Raw genomic sequence first — 19,217 nt, 5'->3', positions numbered from 1 at the left:
TAGTACCCTAAAAATATCTGTTATTTGAAGAAAATATCGGATTAGTACAATAGTCCCTTATCTGTGACCTGCTCATAACCCTATAATGATTATTTAAAGGATGAAAATTATATTAGAATTCTATTACTTTTGCCTTTACTGAAAAAGAAAGCGAAAGTGTAACTATGAAAACTACGATCGCCTCATTTTCTACAAGTGTTATTAAAAAAAATAATTCTTTAACCCCAAATTACCAAACTAATGAGTACACAACAACCAAAGCCAGCTGCTAAGCCAGCTGCAACCGAAAAAAAATCTGGAGGTATGTCTGCAGGTTTAATTCTAATTATTCTATTCGTAATTGCAATTGCAATCTACACATTTGTGATGGGTGATGGCTCTCACTTTGAAGGTGGAACTAACGAAGGACACCCACTTCCAGGAGACTACTTTGGTGTAGTTTACAAAGGTGGTGTTATTGTACCAGTTTTAATGACTTGTTTTTTAACAGCATTAACATTCTCCATCGAGCGTTTATTAACTATCGGTAAAGCAAAAGGAAAAGGTGATGTGAATGCATTCGTACGTTTAGTACAAGCATCTTTAGATAAAGATGATGTAGAAGCTGCTTTGAAAGCTTGTAAAGTACAAGAAGGATCTGTAGGTAATGTAACTTTAGCTGCAATCAATAAGTACAAGGCTTTAACTACGGAGAAAGCTTTAGATAAAGAGCAAAAATTAGCTGCATTGAGTAAAGAAGTGGAAGAAGCTACTTCATTAGAATTGCCAATGTTAGAGAAAAACTTAACAATCATCGCAACTTTAGCATCGGTATCAACTTTGATCGGTCTTTTAGGAACGGTAATTGGTATGATTAAGGCCTTTGCGTCATTAGGTAACTCAGGTGGATCAACTGATTCATCCGCTTTAGCAAATGGTATCTCTGAGGCTCTTATCAATACGGCATTAGGTATCGGTACATCTGCTATCTGTATCATCGCATACAACGTATTCACAGCGAAAATTGATGAGTTAACTTACAGCATCGACGAAATCGGCTTAAGTGTTAACCAAAACTACGCTACGCATCACAATTAATATTTGAACTGATTTAGGGGCTTTAGCCCTTTCATTCAATTTTATTCACCGTTCAAAAAATAATTGTTATGCCAAAAGTTAAAGCTAAACGACATAGTGTCTCACTCGACATGACAGCGATGTGTGATGTGGCTTTCCTTCTTTTGACGTTCTTCATGTTAACCGCGAAGTTCCGTCCAGAAGAGGCAGTTACGATCACTCCTCCGTCTTCTATCTCAGAGAAACCTCTGAACATAAAAGATGGTATGCTGATGGTTAGTGTTTCACCCGAAGGTGGCGTTTATTTAGCAACTGATGATCAGCAGGCGAGAGAATTTATGTTAGAGCGTATGGCTAATCGCTATGGAATCGCTGTAACGGCTGAAATGAAGAAGAATTTTATGTCTTCGGAAATTGTAGGCTATCCTCTAGGTGCAATGCGTCAGGTGTTAAATATGAAACCTTCAGAAGCGAAAGCGCTAAGCAAGGGGATTCCACTTGATTCATCTAATAACGAGCTTTCGTATTGGGTGGGTTATGCGAAATTGTCTAATCCAGAGTTGAAAGTTGCTATCAAAGGAGATAAGGAATCTAACTACAAAGTGTTTGCCGATATCATCGGGACTTTGCAGGCTCAGAATATCAATATCTTCCAACTAGTAACTGGACCGGAAAATAAACCGAAATAAGTTTTCATTTTTAATTACAAAAAGAAATGGCAGAAATAGATAGCTCCGGTGGCGGGAAGAAAGGCGGAAAGAAGCGCAGTAAGAAAATGTCGACTAAAATCGACATGACACCTATGGTGGACTTAGGCTTCCTTTTGATTACTTTCTTTATGTTAACAACGACGTTAGCAAAGCCCGTTACCATGCAATTAAACATGCCTGATAAAACGGATACGAAGGAAACATCACCTGTTAAATTATCGGAAACACTTACCGTGTGTCCAGATGCAAATAAGGTGTATTATTACCAAGGTATCCCTACTGAAGCAGGTACAGTAATGCAAGTTACTAACTATTCGGAGACAGGAATTCGCAAGGTTATCGCGGATCTGAAAGCGAAAGTGGGTAATAATTTTACTATCGTGATCAAGCCAACCAAAGGTGCAAAGTATCGCAACATGATTGACATGCTTGATGAATGTGCGATTACTAATAATAAGCGTTATGCTTTGTTAGAAATCGATCCGGATACGGAGGCATTGATTAAACGATCAGGAAAATAAGGGTATAAATTAATTTTAAATTAAACGAATATTATGTCACAAGTAATAAGCCAAGATGCTACTTTAGACGATATTATCTTCAGAAACAAGAACCGTGAATACGGTGCCTTCGATCTTAGAACGAGATATCCTAAGGTAATGAAGCGGTCCGTGTTACTAGGCTCTGCACTCTTTGTCGGTGCTCTTTTGTTAGCAGCTTTCTGGAAACAGTTAACTGCCGCTGCAGAAAATAAGACTGAGGTGACTGCTGAAGTAATGAAATTGGACAAGCCTGCTCCACCTAAAAAGGTTGAGTTGCCTCCACCGCCACCACCGCCACCACCCAAGGAAATTCCTAAGGTGACTACGACGAAATTCTTACCTCCTGAAATTAAGCATGATGAAGAGGTAACGAAGCCGGAGCCTCCACCTGAAGAGGTGAAAGGAAATACCGCATCGGAAACGGTGAAAGGTGAGACGGAATCGTATGAACCACCAGTAGATCCAGATGCGGGTAAAGCAGCACCTGTTGAGCCACCTAGACCAGCTGAAGATGAAATCTTTACAGCTGTGGAGCAGCAAGCTGAATTCCCTGGAGGATCGGGTGCTTGGGCACGTTTCTTAGGTAAAACTTTGAAATACCCATCTGCTGCTCAGCGTGCAAACGTAGGCGGTAGAGTATTCGTCTCTTTCGTTGTAAACACGGACGGTTCTGTTCAAGACGTACAAGTTTTGAAGGGAGTTGGTTTCGGTTGTGATGAGGAAGCTGTTCGCGTAATCAAGTCTATGCCAAGATGGAATCCTGGTAAACAGTCTGGACGTGCAGTTAGATCTCGTTTTACTCAACCAATTACGTTCGTTTTATCGGAGTAAGATAGAAATGCTTAATCATAGACAGACCTGCTGAATGTATTTTTAGCAGGTCTGTTTTTTTAAAGAATATGAAAAGACCAGTTGCTGTTTGGATTAATGTTACTTTTCGAATAATTGTGGCATTTGCTTATTTTTTTGTAGGCACGTATGTTGCTTTCTATTCGGAATTTGACTTAGGTATGAACTTTGGCATACCTACTGTTGTTTTATTTGGAATACTTTTTATGGCCTACGGAGGTTTTCGAATTTGGAGAGCCTATGCCTATTTTAACTCTACAGATGATGAGGATGAAGAATATCAAAAATAGTTTTTTAGTTCTTTTAGGACTTTGCCTGTTTCAATGTTCCTCAGATAAAAAGGAGGGACCTACAGATTCTGCTACGATTGGAGAAATTACGCTAGGTGTAGATGAATCTTTTGAGCCTTTGATGAAAGCAGAAAAAACAGCTTTTGAAGAGCAGTATCACTACGCTAAAATCAAGTATAAATTTAGTCCTGAAAATGAAGTCATTGCAGATATGCTAAATGACAAAATTCGAGGGGTAGTGGTGTCACGGGACTTAACGCCTTCAGAAAAAGAAATTTTTACTAGGGAAGCGATTACCTACCGCAGTTTTAATATTGCTGCTGATGGCATCGCCTTATTAGCTAATAAGGCTAATTCAGATACACTCATTACTTTAGTTGATTTAAGGGAATTGATCGTGGGAACTTCAACGAAATATACCTTATTTGTAGATAAAGCTAACTCCAGCAATTTGAAATTTTTACTAGATAAATTAAAGATTTCGAGTGCGGAGAAATTACGAGTAGTGGCCGCAGGTTCTAACCCAGAAGTGATCAATCAGGTGAAAAATAATCCTAATTCGATTGGAATTATTGGTTCGAATTGGATTAGTGATGGAGATAATCCCACTTCACTAGGTTTCATTCGTTCCATTCACGTTATGTCAGTAGCAGAAGGGAAGGGGATGCCCTATACGCAGCCTTTTGGCTATAATTTAGCGTTGAAAAAATATCCTTTGCGCAGGGAAATCAAATATATTATCAAGGAAGCACATCAAGGTTTAGGAACGGGCTTCTTAAATTACGTGTCTGGGGACTTAGGTCAATTGATTGTTTTGAAGGCAGGATTAATCCCTTTGACCCGACCTATCACGATTCGAACCTATCAAATCAGTCAATAGTCTTTTTTTATCTAGCTTAGGTTAGGGAAAATTGAAGAATAGTTTTATTTTTGTTGTTCGTATGATTTTAATTTAAGTGTATAAAATTGGACATTTCGGTGTTCGAGGCCTAGTAAAAGTATCATTAGCTATTAATTATAAAAACAAAATGAAGAAAATGAAATCGTTAATATTGGTAATTAGTTTATTGATTACCAATATGGCAATGGGACAAACTATCGCAGAAGGATTACACTTAATTGATCGCGATCAACCTAGCAGAGCAAAGCAAGTTTTTGAAGGCTTAGTAACTGCTTCTCCTACCGGTGAAAACTACTATTTTTTAGGCTACTACTTTTTATCTCGCAGAGATTGGGCTGGAGCTGAAGATGCTTTCAAAAAAGGCCTAGCAGCAGATCCTAAAAACTATTTAAATCAAGTAGGTTTAGCTACGATTAAAGTAGGTCAAAACAAGGTAAATGAGGCGAAAGTGGATTTTGACCGTATTTTACAAGAAACGAAATACAAAAATGGCGATGTCCTTCACCGCATAGCGGAGGCGTATGAGATGTTCCATAAATTAGGACGTGATACTGAATTCAATGCCAACAATAATGACCCTGCGGAAGCGATTCGTTTGATCGACTTAATGTTAGAGAAAACAAAGAAAGGTCCTAACGCGGAGCAAATGATTGTTCGCGGTGATGCATTTTTAATCAAGAATGATGGAGGTAATGCGGTTTCATCTTATGAGCAGGCCTTAATGCAAGATCCTAGAAATGTGAAAGCAAAAGTGAAGATCGGAACGGTTTTCTTACGTGGTAAAAATTACCGCGAGACGCAATCACGTTATAAAGAGGCGATCGATTTAGATTCGAATTATGCTCCTGCACACAAGCGTTATGGCGAGTATTTGATCGTAGGTGCGCAATATAAAAATGCATCACGTTATTTCAGAAAGTACTTAGAGAAAGCGGAGGCTACACCTGAGGTGACTTTAGAAACGGCTAAATTATTATTCTTATCTCAAGATTATGAAGGTGCGATGAAGTACACAGATGAGGCAGATAAGAAGGGTGTGAAAGATAATGATATCTTCCGTATGCGGGGTTATTCGCATGTCGAAATGAAAAATTACCAACAAGGTATTGATAACTTGGAAGGTATGGTTCGTTCTGGTGTGAAGCCATATTATATGGATGATTTGTATTTTGGAAAAGGGTATCAAGGTTTAGGTAAAGATTCGGTTGCTTTAAATTATTTAGAGCGTGCCGCTCCCTTAGATACGAACAATAATGTGTACAACATTATTCACGATATTCGCTACAAGCAAAAGCGTTATAATGACGCAGCAAATGCTGCATTGAAAAGTATCGATTGGAAGCAAAAGAAAAATCAAGCTGTAGGTTCTGGAGATTATTTCAAGGCTGCGATGGATTATTATTTTGTTTCTGCCTTTATTCCAAGAGCAGATACATTGAATCGCCCTTTAATTGCCATGAAATCAGATACCTTATTTGCTAAGGCGATTTCAGTAAATGACAAATGGCCTCCATTCTACATTAACCGAGCTAGAGCTAATAACTTAATTGATTATACAGGCACTAAGTGGTTAGGAGTTTCTCACTATGAGAAATTTTTAGAAACGGTGATAAAGTTAAGAGAAGAAAAATCTACGGCTTTAAAAGAAGATAAGAATCAATTATTTGAGGCTTATAAATATTTAGGAGGTTATCACTTAACAGTGACGAAGGATGACACAAAAGTGAGAGATTATTTTACCAAAGCTCAGGAAATAAAAACGGATGATAAAGATGTCAATGACTATTTAAATCCTGCTCCGGCCGCGGCAGCTCCTAAAAAGTAAGAGGAAATTAAACATCGAAAAAAGCTGCTCAACGGGCGGCTTTTTTCATTTTCATTATAGCTATGTCATACGCACTAATTACAGGAGGAAGTAAAGGGATAGGCAAAGAGATTGCCATCCAGTTAGCAGAAAGAGGATATAATCTTTTACTGGTTGCTCGTAATTCTTATGAGTTGCAAATGGTGAAAGAAGAGATTCAGAAAAAGTATTCCTTAGAGGTGGATTATTTAGTGTCGGATTTAGCGGACTCGTCAGCTATTTCGACTCTATATGAATGGGTTTTAGACAAGCAGATCGATCTTCGGATTTTGGTCAATAATGCGGGTTATGGTTTAGTGGGGGAATTTGAAAGTTATTCTTTCGAAGAAACTCAAAAAATGATGCAAGTAAACATGAACGCCTTAGTGGAAGCCTGTCACCGCTTCTACCCAATGTTAAGCGGTAAGGGGCAGGCTTATGTGTTGAATATTGCTAGTTCGACAGCTTATCAGGCGATTCCTCTAATGAGTGTTTATGCAGCTTCTAAAGTGTTTGTTTTAAATTTTTCTCGTGGCTTATTTCATGAATGGAAGGCCAAAGGAATTACGGTGACAGCCGTGAGCCCAGGTGCTACCACAACGAACTTCAATGACCGTGCTAACTTGCCAGAAAAAGCAAGTAAAGCGGCAGAGAAGATAACAATGACCCCAGAACAAGTGGCTAAAATTGCCGTAGATGGCATGTTTGCTAAGAAACAAGAGGTTATCACTGGCTTTATAAACAAACTAGGTGCCTTTTTAGCTTGGGTTGCCCCTAAAGCAATTTCCGAAAAAATCGCTAAAGGGATTTACGAATAGTTTTTTCTTGACTGATCCCATCAGAGATCAGCTTCAGTACATAGGTTCCAGCAGGGAAACGGGAAATATCCCAGTTCATCATCCTGCTGGAATTTTTTATTTCTGTTGAATCTAGCAATTTGCCTTTTAAATCAAATAAGTAGAGTATTGCTTTTTCTGTTTCATAGGCGATCTCGATAGATAAGATTCCTTTATTTGGATTGGGGTAGGCAACGAACTCATAGGTGGGAGGCTGATCCACATAAATGACATTGGAATAGCCCGAAAAACATTCGCGTGTAGGATAGCGGTATTTTGCCCTCGCATAGAATTCGCGGCCTTCGGTGATTTTTCGAAATGAAGCTGTATCGCTGGAGCGTTTTTGGTCGATGAGCCATTCGGGGATGCCCACAGCACGAACTTTCATAAAATAGGCTCCCATTTTTTCTAGAAAGGGTGCTGAGGGATTAGGCCTCTTTTCCAGAACGATTTTTTCCGAACGATAAAAACAACCATTCTCCTCCATGACGGATTGATAATCACCTGCAGGCAGAATTCCATTCATTGCTTTTTCCACTGAAAATAGGTGGCCATCTCTCTCCCATCCTACAAAACGAATCGGAGGGTCTATTACTAGACTAATCTGAGCACTATCTACATCACAAATAATTCCGGTAAAGGATTTACGAACCAGGGAGATAGGCTGCTTCAGAAGGGGTAAATTCAATAGCAATGTATCTGTTTCTCCATCATTACAGAGAAAGCTATAATTGCCTCCTGTTAATGTAAAATCAGCAATAGGGGATTCGTAGCGTTTACTCGAACTAAGTGCGGAGGTTTTCAAAGGACATCCACTAATTCTTATTCGATAAGTAGCACTCAGACAATTGGTTTCAGTGGTAGCCATTAAATGATGAATGATGGGTCCATTCCGCACATAGGAAACAATTATTGTGTCTTTTGCGCTGCAGCCGAGGGAATCGATGACGCTACGGTAGAGAAATCCACTGGAGCTAAAGGGGCCGAAAGGGCTTTTTGCCGTGGAGGTATAGGAGATTCGGTAGGGAGGACTTCCTTTGTGGATTTGCATCAGTGGCGGCGTAAGTGTTTTTTCGCCTGTCAAAGTAAGCGTAGTTATGGGAGTGATTTCCAGCTGTGGTTTAATGCGAATGGGCACAGGGGTTCGCGCGCTCTCACAATCGTTTATTTTGACAGATGCATATCGGACGAATAGGGAATCTTCAGAACCAATATTTCGAATGGCCTTCATTGATAATGCAGTTGCTGTACTGAGGCTCGATTTCGATGATTCCGTTTCATGCCAGATGTTATTCAATCCTCCACTCGCTTGTAAAGAGAAAGAAACGTCAGAGCAAAAATAAGTAGAAGAGGTGTTCAATGGCGGAGCGGGAATGGGATAGATCGCTGTTTTTACACCTGCAGACAAGGGACCTTCGCATCCCGATTTAACGCAAGAGGCTCGAAAAATGGAACTGTCGGAACTTACGTATGAAAGTCGACTGCCTTCGCCTACTTTAGTGCCGGCAGCAGTATACCAAAAAGTCAAAGAAGGAGAACAGCCGGTTGCATTCAAGGAGAAGGGAAGGTCTACGCAGGATTTGACGAGTTTGACTGCGTGGCTAGGGGCAGCTGGTAGCGAGGTGACCGTGAGGGAAACTTCGTTAGACGCCAGAACGCAGGTTCCGGCAGGTAGCCTAGCGAAACTAGCAAAGGCTTTCAGTTTAGCCCCATTAAATAAGGGTGCAGCTATAACTGAATCTACTGCAAGACCATTGACCGTCCAGAAATAGGAAGATGAAAGTGGAACGCGCGCCTTTTCGCAAACGGTTAAGCCAGCTATGACTGGAGCTTTTCGAAGAACTACTAGGACAGAATCAGAATAGTTAATGCACTTACCTAAGGTAATCTTTAATCGGTAATAGGATCCCGTCGGATGGGTGGTTCCGCCAGCGAGAAAGGAATATCGGGTCGCCCGCGCGTTCGTAATACTGGTGAATTTAGAGTCCGTGGGTCGGCGTTTTTCCCATTGGTAGGTGCCTCCTGAATTTAGGCAGAGAAGACGAATGGAATCGCCTTCGCAGGTGATTTGGGCGAGGGGTTGTATGCTAATGCTAGCACATTGTGCAAAGGTGGTGAAACTAAGGAAAAGGAAAAAGAGCGTTTTCATGCCCCGAAATAGGGGAGAAAAGCATAGGCTCGCAACTCGAATAAATTGATTACCAATTACCTGATAAATAAAAAACGCAAACCACTCACCCGGAGCAATTTGCGTTTTTATCAATGACTAGATAATTTTAGATATCGCAGATTTTTACCGCTTGCTCTAAAGATGCCATCTTGTCTTTGCGGGCTGGAACGAATTCTTGCCCAATATAACCTTTGTATCCTGTGTCGTAGATTGCTCGAACGATAGCGGCGTACTGAAGTTCTTGTGTTTCATCTATCTCGTTACGACCGGGAACACCGCCCGTGTGGTAGTGAGAGATATATTGATGATTTTTCTTGATGGTAGCGATTACGTCCCCTTCCATGATTTGCATGTGATAGATGTCGTATAGTAATTTGAATTTATTGGAACCCACCATTTCACAAAGCACAGCACCCCATTCCGTATGATCAGCTTGGTAATCTTTGTGGTTTACTTTGGAATTCAATAACTCCATCGAGATCGTGACGTCGTGGCGCTCTGCCGTCTTCATGATGCGCTGAAGTCCTTTTTTACAGTTCATTAAACCCTGCTCGTCGCTCATGCCATTGCGATTTCCGGAGAAGGTAATCAGATTTTTAACGCCTGCTTTCGCTGCACGTGGAATGAGATCTTCGTAGAAAGAAACGAGTGCATCGTGGTTAGAAACCTTGTTGAAAAAGTTCGGTAGACCCATGCCTTCCGGGTATTTTCCCCAGCCGATCGCAGCCGTCATGTCATGTTTTTTAAGAATTTCCCACTCTTCTGGACCCGTTAATTCGATCGAGCTTAAGCCGATTTTTTTAGCATTCACTACTAATTCCTCAAAAGGAATATCATTATAGCACCAGCGGCAAGCGGAGTGTTGAACTTTCCCTTTTAGGTCAAGGCCCACTTGTTTGTCGGCTTCCGTGAATCGATTGCCCATCATGCCTAGACCAGCGAAACCTGCTGAGCTTTTTAGGATGTCTCTGCGGCTGAATTTGTTTTCCATAGGTTTATATTTTAATAGGTTTATTTTAGAAATCCGGTAACGAATTTTTCACTGAGTTCAAATAATAAGCCCGGGTAAACGCCTAGCAATATACTGATTATTCCTAGACCAAAAAGACTACATAATTCTAATTTATTCAAATCGGGCAAAGACCACTCGTTGTTTTTTAGGTAGAGTTTTCCCAAATAGATTTTTTGGAATGCCCATAATAAATAACCCGCACCTAATAATAAGCCCAAGGCTCCGATTATAGCGAAAGCGGGGTGTAAAAATGGACTTGTGAACGCGCCCATCAAACTAAAGAATTCCCCGATGAATCCGGAGAACCCAGGAAGGCCTAAAGAGGCAAAAATGGCGATGCCTGAGATGAGAGTGAATCGCGGCATAAGCGTCACCAGGCCGGAATAAGAGTCAATTTCCCGATCGCCTGTGCGTGAATACAGAACGCCCACGAGTAGGAATAACAAAGCGGATAAAATACCGTGGGAGATGGTTTGGAAAATAGCCCCTTGCCATCCCTCTGCTGTAAAAGCTGCGATTCCTAGGAGCACAAATCCCATGTGGGATACGGACGAGTAGGCCACTAATTTCTTTAAGTCCTTCATCGCAAGGGCATTATAAGCACCATAGATGATAGAAAGTGCTCCTAGTCCTGCTAAAATGGGGGCTACCAGTAGGGCTTCTATTTGAAAAAAGGGAATGGTGATTCTCAACCAACCATAGGCTCCTATTTTTAGTAGAACACCAGCTAATAAAACCGAGATAGGTGTAGGTGCTTCGACGTGGGCATCGGGTAACCAGGTGTGCAAGGGAACCATCGGTAATTTGATGGCGAATCCGATGAATAAGAGCCAAAATCCCCATTCCCGCGCGCTCATTCCAGCTAGTTGCCAGCCTGAGCTAATGTGTAGGATGCTGGTTATTTGGCAATTATTATAATCCGTTAATGCCTGTATATCAAAACTGTGAACCAGCGATGAAGTCGCTAATTCCTGTGAATGAACCATCAGCTGAACGGCTTTCAAAGCATCGATATTAAAGCTTTGTTCTGGCCTAATTAGCCCATTTAATAAGGCCGTTTCGTAGGGATCCACATAGGCTAGGCCCATGCCTAACATCACCACCAGAATGAAAAGTGAACCTACTAGGGTGTAAATAAAGAACTTTAAAGACGCGTAATTGCGACGTGGTCCTCCCCAAATTCCGATTAAGAAATACATCGGTAAAAGCATAAACTCGAAGAAAACATAAAATAAGAAGAGGTCTTTAGCTAAAAAACACCCCAGTAAAGAGGCATTTAAAAGTAAGACTAAGGCATAATAGCCTCCTATTTTTTCTTTAATTTCAGTGGAGTTCCAAAGTGCTACCCAGGTAATTAATCCGGTCAAAAGAATTAATGAAATGCTTAATCCATCGATTCCGAGGGTGTATTTGGTCATAAATTGTCCCATTGATCCTAGGGAGATCGAGAACCAATTATGAGATTCATTGAATTGAAATAAGCCAGAGGATTTATCGAATGCTGAATAAATATAGCCTAGAAGCCCTAATTGAATGGTGGATAGCCCAATCGCCAGGGCTCTCGCTTGCTCTTTTAATTGCCCCATTCCAAGGACGAAAGCGCCCAATAGAGGCAATCCAATTAATAGCGATAAGAGGGGTAAATTCGTCATTTAGATAAAAGAGCGTAAAGTAAAAATAAGGCAAATGTCACAATAATCATAGTCCAGTAATTCTGGACTTTGGCTGATTGCCAGCGACTTAAAATTTTTCCAGTTCCGGCACTCAGGCTTGTACTTCCACCCACTAAAATACCGTCCACGATATGTCGATCGAACCAGGCGGCTAGGTGGGCTATAATTACTTGTATGGCGGCAATTCCATTCACGAAGCGATCGATGAATTGTGTTTCAAATACTTGCGCTGATCTGCTTTTCCAGCGAATAAGGCTGAATAAGGAAGGCCAAAAACGAGGCAAAAACTGATAATTTCCGGAAGGAATCCAATGTCGTGTGAAATAGGTGGCGGTAATTCCCAAAATCCAAGTCCCCGCCGTGATATACAACCAAAAGGAGGGAATGCGGTATATGGTTAGGAATGCGTAGCTACGCATTTCAAATGGATGTAGCGAGAACCAAATGGATAAACTAGCTATAATTAATAGCCTAATGGGGAGGTTTAAAGCTATGTTTTTCTCTGGAGAACCCTCTTTCAACGGCCCCATAAAGATCAAATAAAACTGTCGGCTAATGTAGAAACTCGTTAGCACCATACCAACTCCTAAAACGCCCAACAGTTCGAATTGTTCGTTAGCATACAAGTAGCCAGCTAGACTTTCCTTGCTATAAAATCCGCCGGTAAGGGGTAATCCCATTAATCCGGCACCGAAAATGAGGTAGGCAAAAGCCGCCACCGGAGCTTTTTTTCGCAAGCCACCCATGTCGTTTAGGCTTTGGGAATGCACGGTGTGAATGACGGCTCCGGCCGCTAAAAATAGGCCGGCTTTGAAAATACCGTGGGTCAATAGATGGAATAAAGAGGCATCAGAACCCATTCCCATCCACATTAAACCTAGTTGGGAGATGGTGGAATAGGCGAGGGTCTTTTTGATGTCGTTCTGGAACAGGGCAAAAATGGCACCTGATATAAAGGAGATGGCACCGATGACAGCCATAAATAGATGGGTTTCTGGACTCGTGATACCGAAAACGCGCACCCCCACAAAAACTCCTGCCGCCACCATGGTGGCTGCGTGGATCAAGGCAGATGCTGGAGTAGGCCCTTCCATCGCATCCGGTAACCATGACATGAAGGGGAATTGCGCCGATTTTGCGATACCTCCGGTGATAATGGCGATTCCGATGAGGGTAGGCGCGATGCCGTGCATCTCGGAAAATTGCCAAGTATTGAAATGAAGACCGAGTCCGATTAAACCGAATAAAAGGGCGATATCTCCGAAGCGGTTGATCAAGAATGCTTTTTTAGCAGCTTGAGTCGCGGCTGGTTTTTCATGCCAAAAACTAATCAGCAAATACGATCCCGCTCCCACTAATTCCCAAGCCCCATAGAAAATAAGAATAGAATCCGTTACGACTAAAAGCGTCATCGCACCCACAAATAGGTGTAAATACAGGTAGTAGCGGCCGATGGATGGGTCTTTAGCTAGATAGGATTTGGAAAACAACTGAACACAGAAGGAAACGATAGCCACTAATCCGAGTACGAACAGCGCAGAGGAATTGACCCAAAAACTTGCGTTAATCTCCTGACTACCCAGGTTAAACCAGGTGTAGGCGATTTTGAAATTGTTTCCGGTGTTAATGACGAAAAAGAGAGCTGCCGCACTAAATAAAGCAGACAGGGAAATCGATACGATGGGTTTTGGGAAAATCGCCACTAACAGAGCAGACGCCCAAGGCAGTAATAGCACTCCAAGAAACAGGAGATTTAATCCCATAGACTTTGTAAAGATTTAATAACAAATATACGGATTATCCGCCACTCACGGGTGGAATTAAGGCAATTTCCATACTTTCTGAGAGGATAAAATCCGGTTCTGGAAAGCGGTGTTCGGCGGCAAGTCGTAAGGAGGGTAGTTTTTCCAAAGCAGGATGCATCGATCGCACGATTTGTAAAAGATCCCCTACGGTGCATGCTCCCTCTTTTTCGATCGAAATCGTGGACGACTTTAACAAATCGCGGCAAATACCGAAGAGAAGTATGTGGTAGGTTGACATCGTTTTTTGTACCTTTGGAAAGAATTAAGCAAATATATTGGATAATCCTCAGCTTTTTGATAATCACGGCCGCGAATTGAGTTATTTACGACTCGCGGTGACGGATCGTTGCAATCTGCGCTGCACCTATTGTATGCCGGCAGAGGGGATTAACTATCTACCGGAACGCGAGTTATTGAGCTGGGAGGAGATGTTTCGTTTGACTCGGATTATGCACGAAATGGGGATTAAAAAGGTTCGCATTACCGGCGGAGAGCCTTTTGTTCGCAATGGATTAGTAGATTTTCTGACCGATTTAGCGGGCTTGAAAGATCTCGAAATTTGTCTTACCACGAATGGCGTATTCATCGGCGACTATATTGAGACTTTGCAAAAGCTGGGTGTTCGTCACATCAATTTGAGTTTGGATTCACTTAACCGCGATCGCTTTAAGGAGATTACGCGGCGGGATGATTTTGCCAAAGTATATGATAATTTGATTCGCTTGATTCAAGCCGGTTTCCAAGTAAAGATAAATGCTGTCGTGATGCACGGCAAAAATGAGGAGGATATTATTGAATTAACGGAGTTTGCTAGAACACACCCAGTCTCAGTGAGATTTATCGAAGAGATGCCATTTAATGGTTCGGGCTTAGTGGAGGAGAAATTATTTTGGGACCATGTGCGTATTTTAGAACGTATTCGCTCGCAATTTCCGGATTTGAAGGCGAGGCCATTTTTGTTTGGTGAAACAGCGAAAACCTACGAAATTCCTGGATTTCAAGGAAATGTGGGCATTATTGCGGCCTTCAGTAGGACATTTTGTGGGACTTGTAATCGGATTCGATTAACTGCCAAAGGTCAAGTCAAGACTTGTCTTTACGATGATGGCGTTTTTGATTTGAAGGCGTATCTTCGTGGGGGAGTAAGCGATGAGGAGATTAAAATACAATTAATGACTTTGTTTAAGGCGCGTTCTTTGGACGGATTTGAAGCAGAAAAAAATAGAAAAGGAGTCATCACTGAATCGATGACCAGCATAGGAGGATAAAATAGGAGGTTACATATGAGCGCATTATCAACCCTGATTGAGAAATTTTCCAGCCTTCGCGTTCTCGTGATAGGCGATTTAATGGTGGATGCCTATACCTGGGGAAAGGTGAATCGCATTTCGCCGGAAGCTCCTGTGCCCGTGGTCAATGTCGTAAAACGGGAATCTCGTTTAGGTGGGGCCGGAAACGTGGTCTTGAATATTTCGAGCTTAGGGGCTAAGCCTATGGTTTGCTCTGTTATAGGGGATGATGCTACGGGAGAAACCTTGCAAGGTATTCTACAAGAAGCTGGTTTATCTACAGCCGGTATTATTGTGGAGAAAGGTCGTCCTACCACGATTAAGGAACGCGTTATTGCTGGATCTCAGCAATTAATCAGAGTAGATTCAGAAACAGAGGCACCCATTTCAGCTGCTTCATCGCAAGCTCTTTTGGCGCAAGTAAAGGCTTGGTTGCCCGAAGTCGATGTGGTGCTTTTTGAGGATTATGACAAAGGGGTTTTAAGCGGCGGACTGATTCAAGAAATCATTGCATTAGCGTCTGATCAAAATATTCCCACAGTCGTCGATCCGAAGAAAAAGAACTTCTTTGCCTGTACGGGTGCGACCTTGTTCAAACCAAATTTACACGAATTACAGGAAGGCTTGGGCTTAGATGCATCAGCAACAAACCCAGAGAATATCGCGAAAACTGTCGCTGATTTTAAAGCGGCGCAATCCTTCACGGGATTATTCGTGACGATGTCAGAGCGCGGCGTTTATATGGATTTCAATACAGACCAAATTCAAATTCCAGCGCACATTCGACAAATCGCCGATGTTTCAGGCGCAGGAGATACGGTGATTTCTATCGCCGCTTGCGCACTTGCAGCAGGTGGAACGGCAAAGCAAATCGCAGAGCTCGCTAATTTAGGCGGAGGCTTAGTCTGTGAATCGCTGGGCGTAGTTCCGATCGATGTGGAGTTGCTGAAGCGGGAGGCTGGGAAGATTTAGTCTATCCCACCCAAGCTGTAAACTCAATCTCCACTTTATACTGCGGAGCGATCAAGGCTGAAATTCCATAAATCCCAGTAGTAGGTTTGATGTCGCCAAAGAAATGCGCGTGTGCTCGTGCTATGTCTAAATTCTTGGAAATATCCGTCGTGAAAATACGCGTGCGAACCACGTCTTTTAGAGATGAACCTGCTTCTTCTAAAACGACCGCAATGCGCTCGATGATGTTGTAGGTTTGAGCGTATAAATCGTCCGCCGTCACTTTTTCGCCGTCTATTAAGGCAACAGTTCCTGAAATTTCTATCAGATTTCCTGTTTTTACGGCGCGGCAGTAGCCGAAGGTATCTTCGAAAGGGGAACCGCTGGAGATGTTAATTCTATTGCTCATTTTCTTTACTAATTTTCGAAATTTGTTTCCATAATTCTGGCTTCGCGTGGCGTACGACCTCGCCTATGACGATGATGGCTGGATTGCTTAAGCCTTCTTTCGAAGCCATAGAAGCTAAATCAGCGGCGGCAGAAATACCAATTCGTTGATTTTTCATCGTTCCGTTTTGGATGATCGCGGCGGAGATGTCGCCTTTGCCCATGCTTTGGCATACATCTGAAATCTCTTTCAATTTATTCATTCCCATCAAGATCACTAAGGTAGCAGAGGATTGTAAACCTAGGGCTAGGTCAGCAGTCAATGATCCATCCGATTTCGTCCCCGTCATCACCCAAAAACTTTCGTTCACTCCCCTGATCGTCAACGGAATATCTGCTGAACCAGGAGCGGCATAAGAAGATGAAATACCGGGAACATAATCCGTCAGCAAACCGAAGCCGCGCGCGAATTCGATTTCTTCTTGACCACGTCCAAACACAAACGGATCCCCACCTTTCAAACGAACCACATGACCTAAAGCGTAGGCTTTTTCTACGATTAAGGTGTTTATCGCCTCTTGCGAATGACTTTCTCCCGCACGCTTGCCCACATAAATCTGCTCGCAGGCAGGAGCGCAGTGTTCTAATAAGGTTTTGTCGACCAAAGCATCGTATAAAACCGCTTGCGCAGACGCGATAGCCTTGATGGCCTTTAAGGTAATCAACTCCGGATCACCCGGACCAGCGCCCACCACCGTTAATTTCGGGTGGGGTTCTAATTTTCTGAAATGGCTTAAATTATTCATAGGATTAAGAACGTAAAGCTTTGGCGGATTTTAAAAAGGCGTGTGCTTGAGCCGTGTAGGTAGCAGCAAATTCTGCTGACGGTTCGTTTAGGTTAATCTGTAACACTAATTCAGAGAAGCTAGGAGCATCGATGGCAAATTCGCCCGTCGCTACAAAGTTTTCATCGAATTTGTTGATTACCGAAGTTTGGGTAGGAACCGAAATCGATTTATCTAATAAGAGTGCTTTTGCTGCTGAAATAAATACGCTGTACGCGTGGTAGATGGCATCTGCATAACGTTTGTCCTCTAAGGCAGCGGCTGTCCATTCGTATTTTTCGTCAGACTCAAAAAGAAGCGTAGCTACTAAGTCGATCACAACCCCCGCGCATTCTCCCACACCGATTTCAGTCGCGAAGTTTTCCGTAGCGCCCCAGTCGATGAAATCATCGTTTACTAAAGTGCTCAAATCTGCGATCGGCTTTAATAAATCGTAGAAATATTTCTCTCCTTGGCGATCGTAATAGCTGTGGAAATATTCGTCTGCCTGAGCGTTCTCTTCGAAATTATTCAATAGAATGCGCAATACTTTAGGACCTCTTTTAGAAGGAACCTTGATTACTTTATCAGCGATTTTCCCTTCGCCATTTCCTAACGTTGCGCCGCCTAATAAGACTTGTAAAGCCGGTAAAACGCGTTTATCTGCCGCCTTTAAGGAAGAACCGTGGAAGCCGATGGATGCCATGCTGTGTTGTCCACAAGCATTCATACAACCAGAAATTTTGATTTTCATCGCGCTGTCGTGGATCAAGGACGGGAATTCTTCCGTGATGACCGCCTCTAATTTTGAGGTGATATTCGTCGAATCCGAGATCGCTAAATTACACGTGTCCGTTCCCGGGCAGGCCGTGATGTTCGCGATGGAATTCGCTCCCGGAGCCGCTAAGCCGTGTGCGTCTAATACGGAGTATACGTAGGCCAAATTCGCAGATGGCACATATTTCAACATCAAACCTTGGTTAATCGTGATGCGAACATCGTCTCCGATATAACCTGTTAAAGCCTCGATCAACGAACGAGATGTCACACTCGATATATTACCATTTAGGATACGCACATACACCGCGTGGAATCCTTTTTGTTTTTGTTCAAAGGTATTCGTTGCTAACCAAGTCGCATAAGCTTCAGTGGTAGGGGTAGCCACAGAGGCAACTAATGTAGGTGGCGAAACTTCCCAAGCCGAAGCGGAAGGAATCCCGATAGCATGATTTTTTAAGGCTTTGGTCTCCGCCTTCACTAAATCCATAAAGGCCTCAAAACCGATTTTTTGAATCAAGAATTTCATGCGCGCCTTGTGGCGGGAATTGCGTTCGCCGTGGCGATCGAAAACACGTAAAATAGCTTCGATGAAGGGGATTACTTTGTCTTCGGCTAGGAATTCATGTGAAACGTGGGCTAGCATCGGCTGTGCGCCTAGGCCACCACCCACGACTACTTTGAACCCGCGTTCGCCGTTGACGATTTTGGGAATAAAACCCAGGTCGTGTAAATACGCTAAAGACGTATCTTCATCCGTATTTGAAAAAGAAATCTTGATCTTGCGCCCCATTTCTTGGCAGATTGGGTTGCGCAAAAAGTAGCGGAAAGCCGCGTCTGCGTGTGGGCTAACGTCAAATAATTCCTTTGGGTCAATACCTGAAGTAGGGGAGGCTGTAATGTTACGCACCGTGTTTCCACAAGCTTCGCGTAAGGTGATATCGTCCTGCTCTAATTTAGCCCAAAGTTCCGGCGTACGATCCAGCGACACATAGTGAATCTGTATATCTTGACGCGTCGTTAAATGTAAATTTCCGGTCGAATATTCGTCTGAAATGTCCGAAATACGCTTCCATTGGCGGAATTGAATCTTGCCATAGGGCAATTTAATACGGATCATCTGCACCCCTTGTTGGCGTTGTCCGTAGACACCGCGCGCGAGACGAAGACTTCTGAACTTCTCCTCGTGAATCTCGCCAGCCTTGAATTGAGCGATTTTTTTCGCTAAATCCAGGATGTCTTTTTCAACAACGGGGTTTTCTATCTCAGAACGGAAACTTTGCATAATTTATTTCTTAGGAG

Annotated in this window: 18 protein-coding genes; 10 read left to right on the top strand and 8 right to left on the bottom strand. The window is 42.6% G+C overall.

Annotation, left to right across the window (positions count from 1 at the left end; genetic code table 11):
• Window positions 1–240 precede the first annotated feature (240 nt).
• The 8 genes from ACST14_RS04895 to ACST14_RS04860 all read left to right on the top strand — a co-directional run bounded on the left by ACST14_RS04895 (window position 241) and on the right by ACST14_RS04860 (window position 7,009).
• Window positions 241–1,077 carry a MotA/TolQ/ExbB proton channel family protein gene (locus tag ACST14_RS04895; protein ID WP_459461142.1) on the top strand — a complete coding sequence of 279 codons (837 nt, stop codon included), beginning with the start codon at window positions 241–243 and terminating at the stop codon, window positions 1,075–1,077.
• A gap of 68 nt (window positions 1,078–1,145) precedes the next feature.
• A complete protein-coding gene (locus ACST14_RS04890) occupies window positions 1,146–1,745 on the top strand; it encodes an ExbD/TolR family protein (RefSeq protein ID WP_459461140.1) in 600 nt (199 codons plus the stop codon).
• A 26-nt stretch (window positions 1,746–1,771) separates the two neighbouring features.
• Window positions 1,772–2,287, top strand: coding sequence for an ExbD/TolR family protein (locus tag ACST14_RS04885; protein ID WP_459461138.1), 516 nt, complete (start codon window positions 1,772–1,774; stop codon window positions 2,285–2,287).
• A gap of 33 nt (window positions 2,288–2,320) precedes the next feature.
• Entirely contained in the window at window positions 2,321–3,139 is an 819-nt protein-coding gene (locus ACST14_RS04880; RefSeq protein ID WP_459461136.1) for an energy transducer TonB, read from the top strand.
• Window positions 3,140–3,207: 68 nt separating this feature from the next.
• Window positions 3,208–3,447, top strand: coding sequence for a hypothetical protein (locus ACST14_RS04875; protein WP_459461134.1), 240 nt, complete (start codon window positions 3,208–3,210; stop codon window positions 3,445–3,447).
• On the top strand, window positions 3,428–4,327 hold the full coding sequence (locus ACST14_RS04870) for a PstS family phosphate ABC transporter substrate-binding protein (protein WP_459461132.1): 900 nt from the start codon (window positions 3,428–3,430) through the stop codon (window positions 4,325–4,327). The genes ACST14_RS04875 and ACST14_RS04870 overlap by 20 nt, the downstream gene beginning before the upstream one ends.
• A 157-nt stretch (window positions 4,328–4,484) precedes the next feature.
• The gene (locus tag ACST14_RS04865) at window positions 4,485–6,173 is read left to right on the top strand and encodes a tetratricopeptide repeat protein (protein ID WP_459461130.1); all 1,689 of its coding nucleotides are present in this window, start codon (window positions 4,485–4,487) and stop codon (window positions 6,171–6,173) included.
• Between the two features lie 62 nt (window positions 6,174–6,235).
• Window positions 6,236–7,009, top strand: a complete 774-nt coding sequence (locus ACST14_RS04860; protein WP_459461128.1) for an SDR family NAD(P)-dependent oxidoreductase — start codon at window positions 6,236–6,238, stop codon at window positions 7,007–7,009.
• Here ACST14_RS04860 and ACST14_RS04855 read toward each other — a convergent pair.
• The 5 genes from ACST14_RS04855 to ACST14_RS04835 form a co-directional block, all read right to left on the bottom strand.
• The gene (locus ACST14_RS04855; protein ID WP_459461126.1) at window positions 6,990–9,176 is read right to left on the bottom strand and encodes a T9SS type A sorting domain-containing protein; all 2,187 of its coding nucleotides are present in this window, start codon (window positions 9,174–9,176) and stop codon (window positions 6,990–6,992) included. The genes ACST14_RS04860 and ACST14_RS04855 overlap by 20 nt on opposite strands.
• 127 nt (window positions 9,177–9,303) lie before the next feature.
• Complete coding sequence (locus ACST14_RS04850) at window positions 9,304–10,188, bottom strand: hydroxypyruvate isomerase family protein (protein ID WP_459461124.1); 885 nt, start codon at window positions 10,186–10,188, stop codon at window positions 9,304–9,306.
• A 20-nt stretch (window positions 10,189–10,208) separates the two neighbouring features.
• Window positions 10,209–11,861, bottom strand: a complete 1,653-nt coding sequence (locus ACST14_RS04845) for a complex I subunit 4 family protein (protein WP_459461122.1) — start codon at window positions 11,859–11,861, stop codon at window positions 10,209–10,211.
• Window positions 11,858–13,645 (bottom strand): NADH-quinone oxidoreductase subunit 5 family protein, encoded by a 1,788-nt coding sequence (locus ACST14_RS04840; protein WP_459461120.1) that lies wholly within the window; start codon window positions 13,643–13,645, stop codon window positions 11,858–11,860. Before ACST14_RS04840 ends, ACST14_RS04845 begins: the two co-directional genes overlap by 4 nt.
• 34 nt (window positions 13,646–13,679) lie before the next feature.
• On the bottom strand, window positions 13,680–13,925 hold the full coding sequence (locus tag ACST14_RS04835) for a MoaD/ThiS family protein (RefSeq protein ID WP_459461118.1): 246 nt from the start codon (window positions 13,923–13,925) through the stop codon (window positions 13,680–13,682).
• 37 nt (window positions 13,926–13,962) lie between these two features.
• Here ACST14_RS04835 and moaA point away from each other — a divergent pair, with 37 nt between their 5' ends.
• A complete protein-coding gene (moaA, locus tag ACST14_RS04830) occupies window positions 13,963–14,955 on the top strand; it encodes a GTP 3',8-cyclase MoaA (protein ID WP_459461116.1) in 993 nt (330 codons plus the stop codon).
• 15 nt (window positions 14,956–14,970) lie between these two features.
• A complete protein-coding gene (locus tag ACST14_RS04825; protein ID WP_459461114.1) occupies window positions 14,971–15,948 on the top strand; it encodes a bifunctional heptose 7-phosphate kinase/heptose 1-phosphate adenyltransferase in 978 nt (325 codons plus the stop codon).
• Window position 15,949: 1 nt separating this feature from the next.
• Here the strand turns inward: ACST14_RS04825 and ACST14_RS04820 are convergent, their stop codons facing one another.
• Genes ACST14_RS04820 through ACST14_RS04810 form a run of 3 tightly spaced genes read right to left on the bottom strand, consistent with a single transcriptional unit; the run spans window position 15,950 to window position 19,200 of the window.
• Window positions 15,950–16,336, bottom strand: coding sequence for a RidA family protein (locus ACST14_RS04820; RefSeq protein WP_459461112.1), 387 nt, complete (start codon window positions 16,334–16,336; stop codon window positions 15,950–15,952).
• Entirely contained in the window at window positions 16,326–17,120 is a 795-nt protein-coding gene (gene cobA, locus ACST14_RS04815) for a uroporphyrinogen-III C-methyltransferase (RefSeq protein WP_459461110.1), read from the bottom strand. Before cobA ends, ACST14_RS04820 begins: the two co-directional genes overlap by 11 nt.
• A gap of 4 nt (window positions 17,121–17,124) precedes the next feature.
• Entirely contained in the window at window positions 17,125–19,200 is a 2,076-nt protein-coding gene (locus ACST14_RS04810; protein WP_459461108.1) for a nitrite reductase, read from the bottom strand.
• Window positions 19,201–19,217: the final 17 nt, after the last annotated feature.

This window comes from Aquirufa sp. A-Brett2-15D, assembly GCF_054558735.1.
The sequence above is the reverse complement of the archived record's forward strand: the minus strand, read 5'-3'. Positions and strand labels throughout refer to the sequence as shown.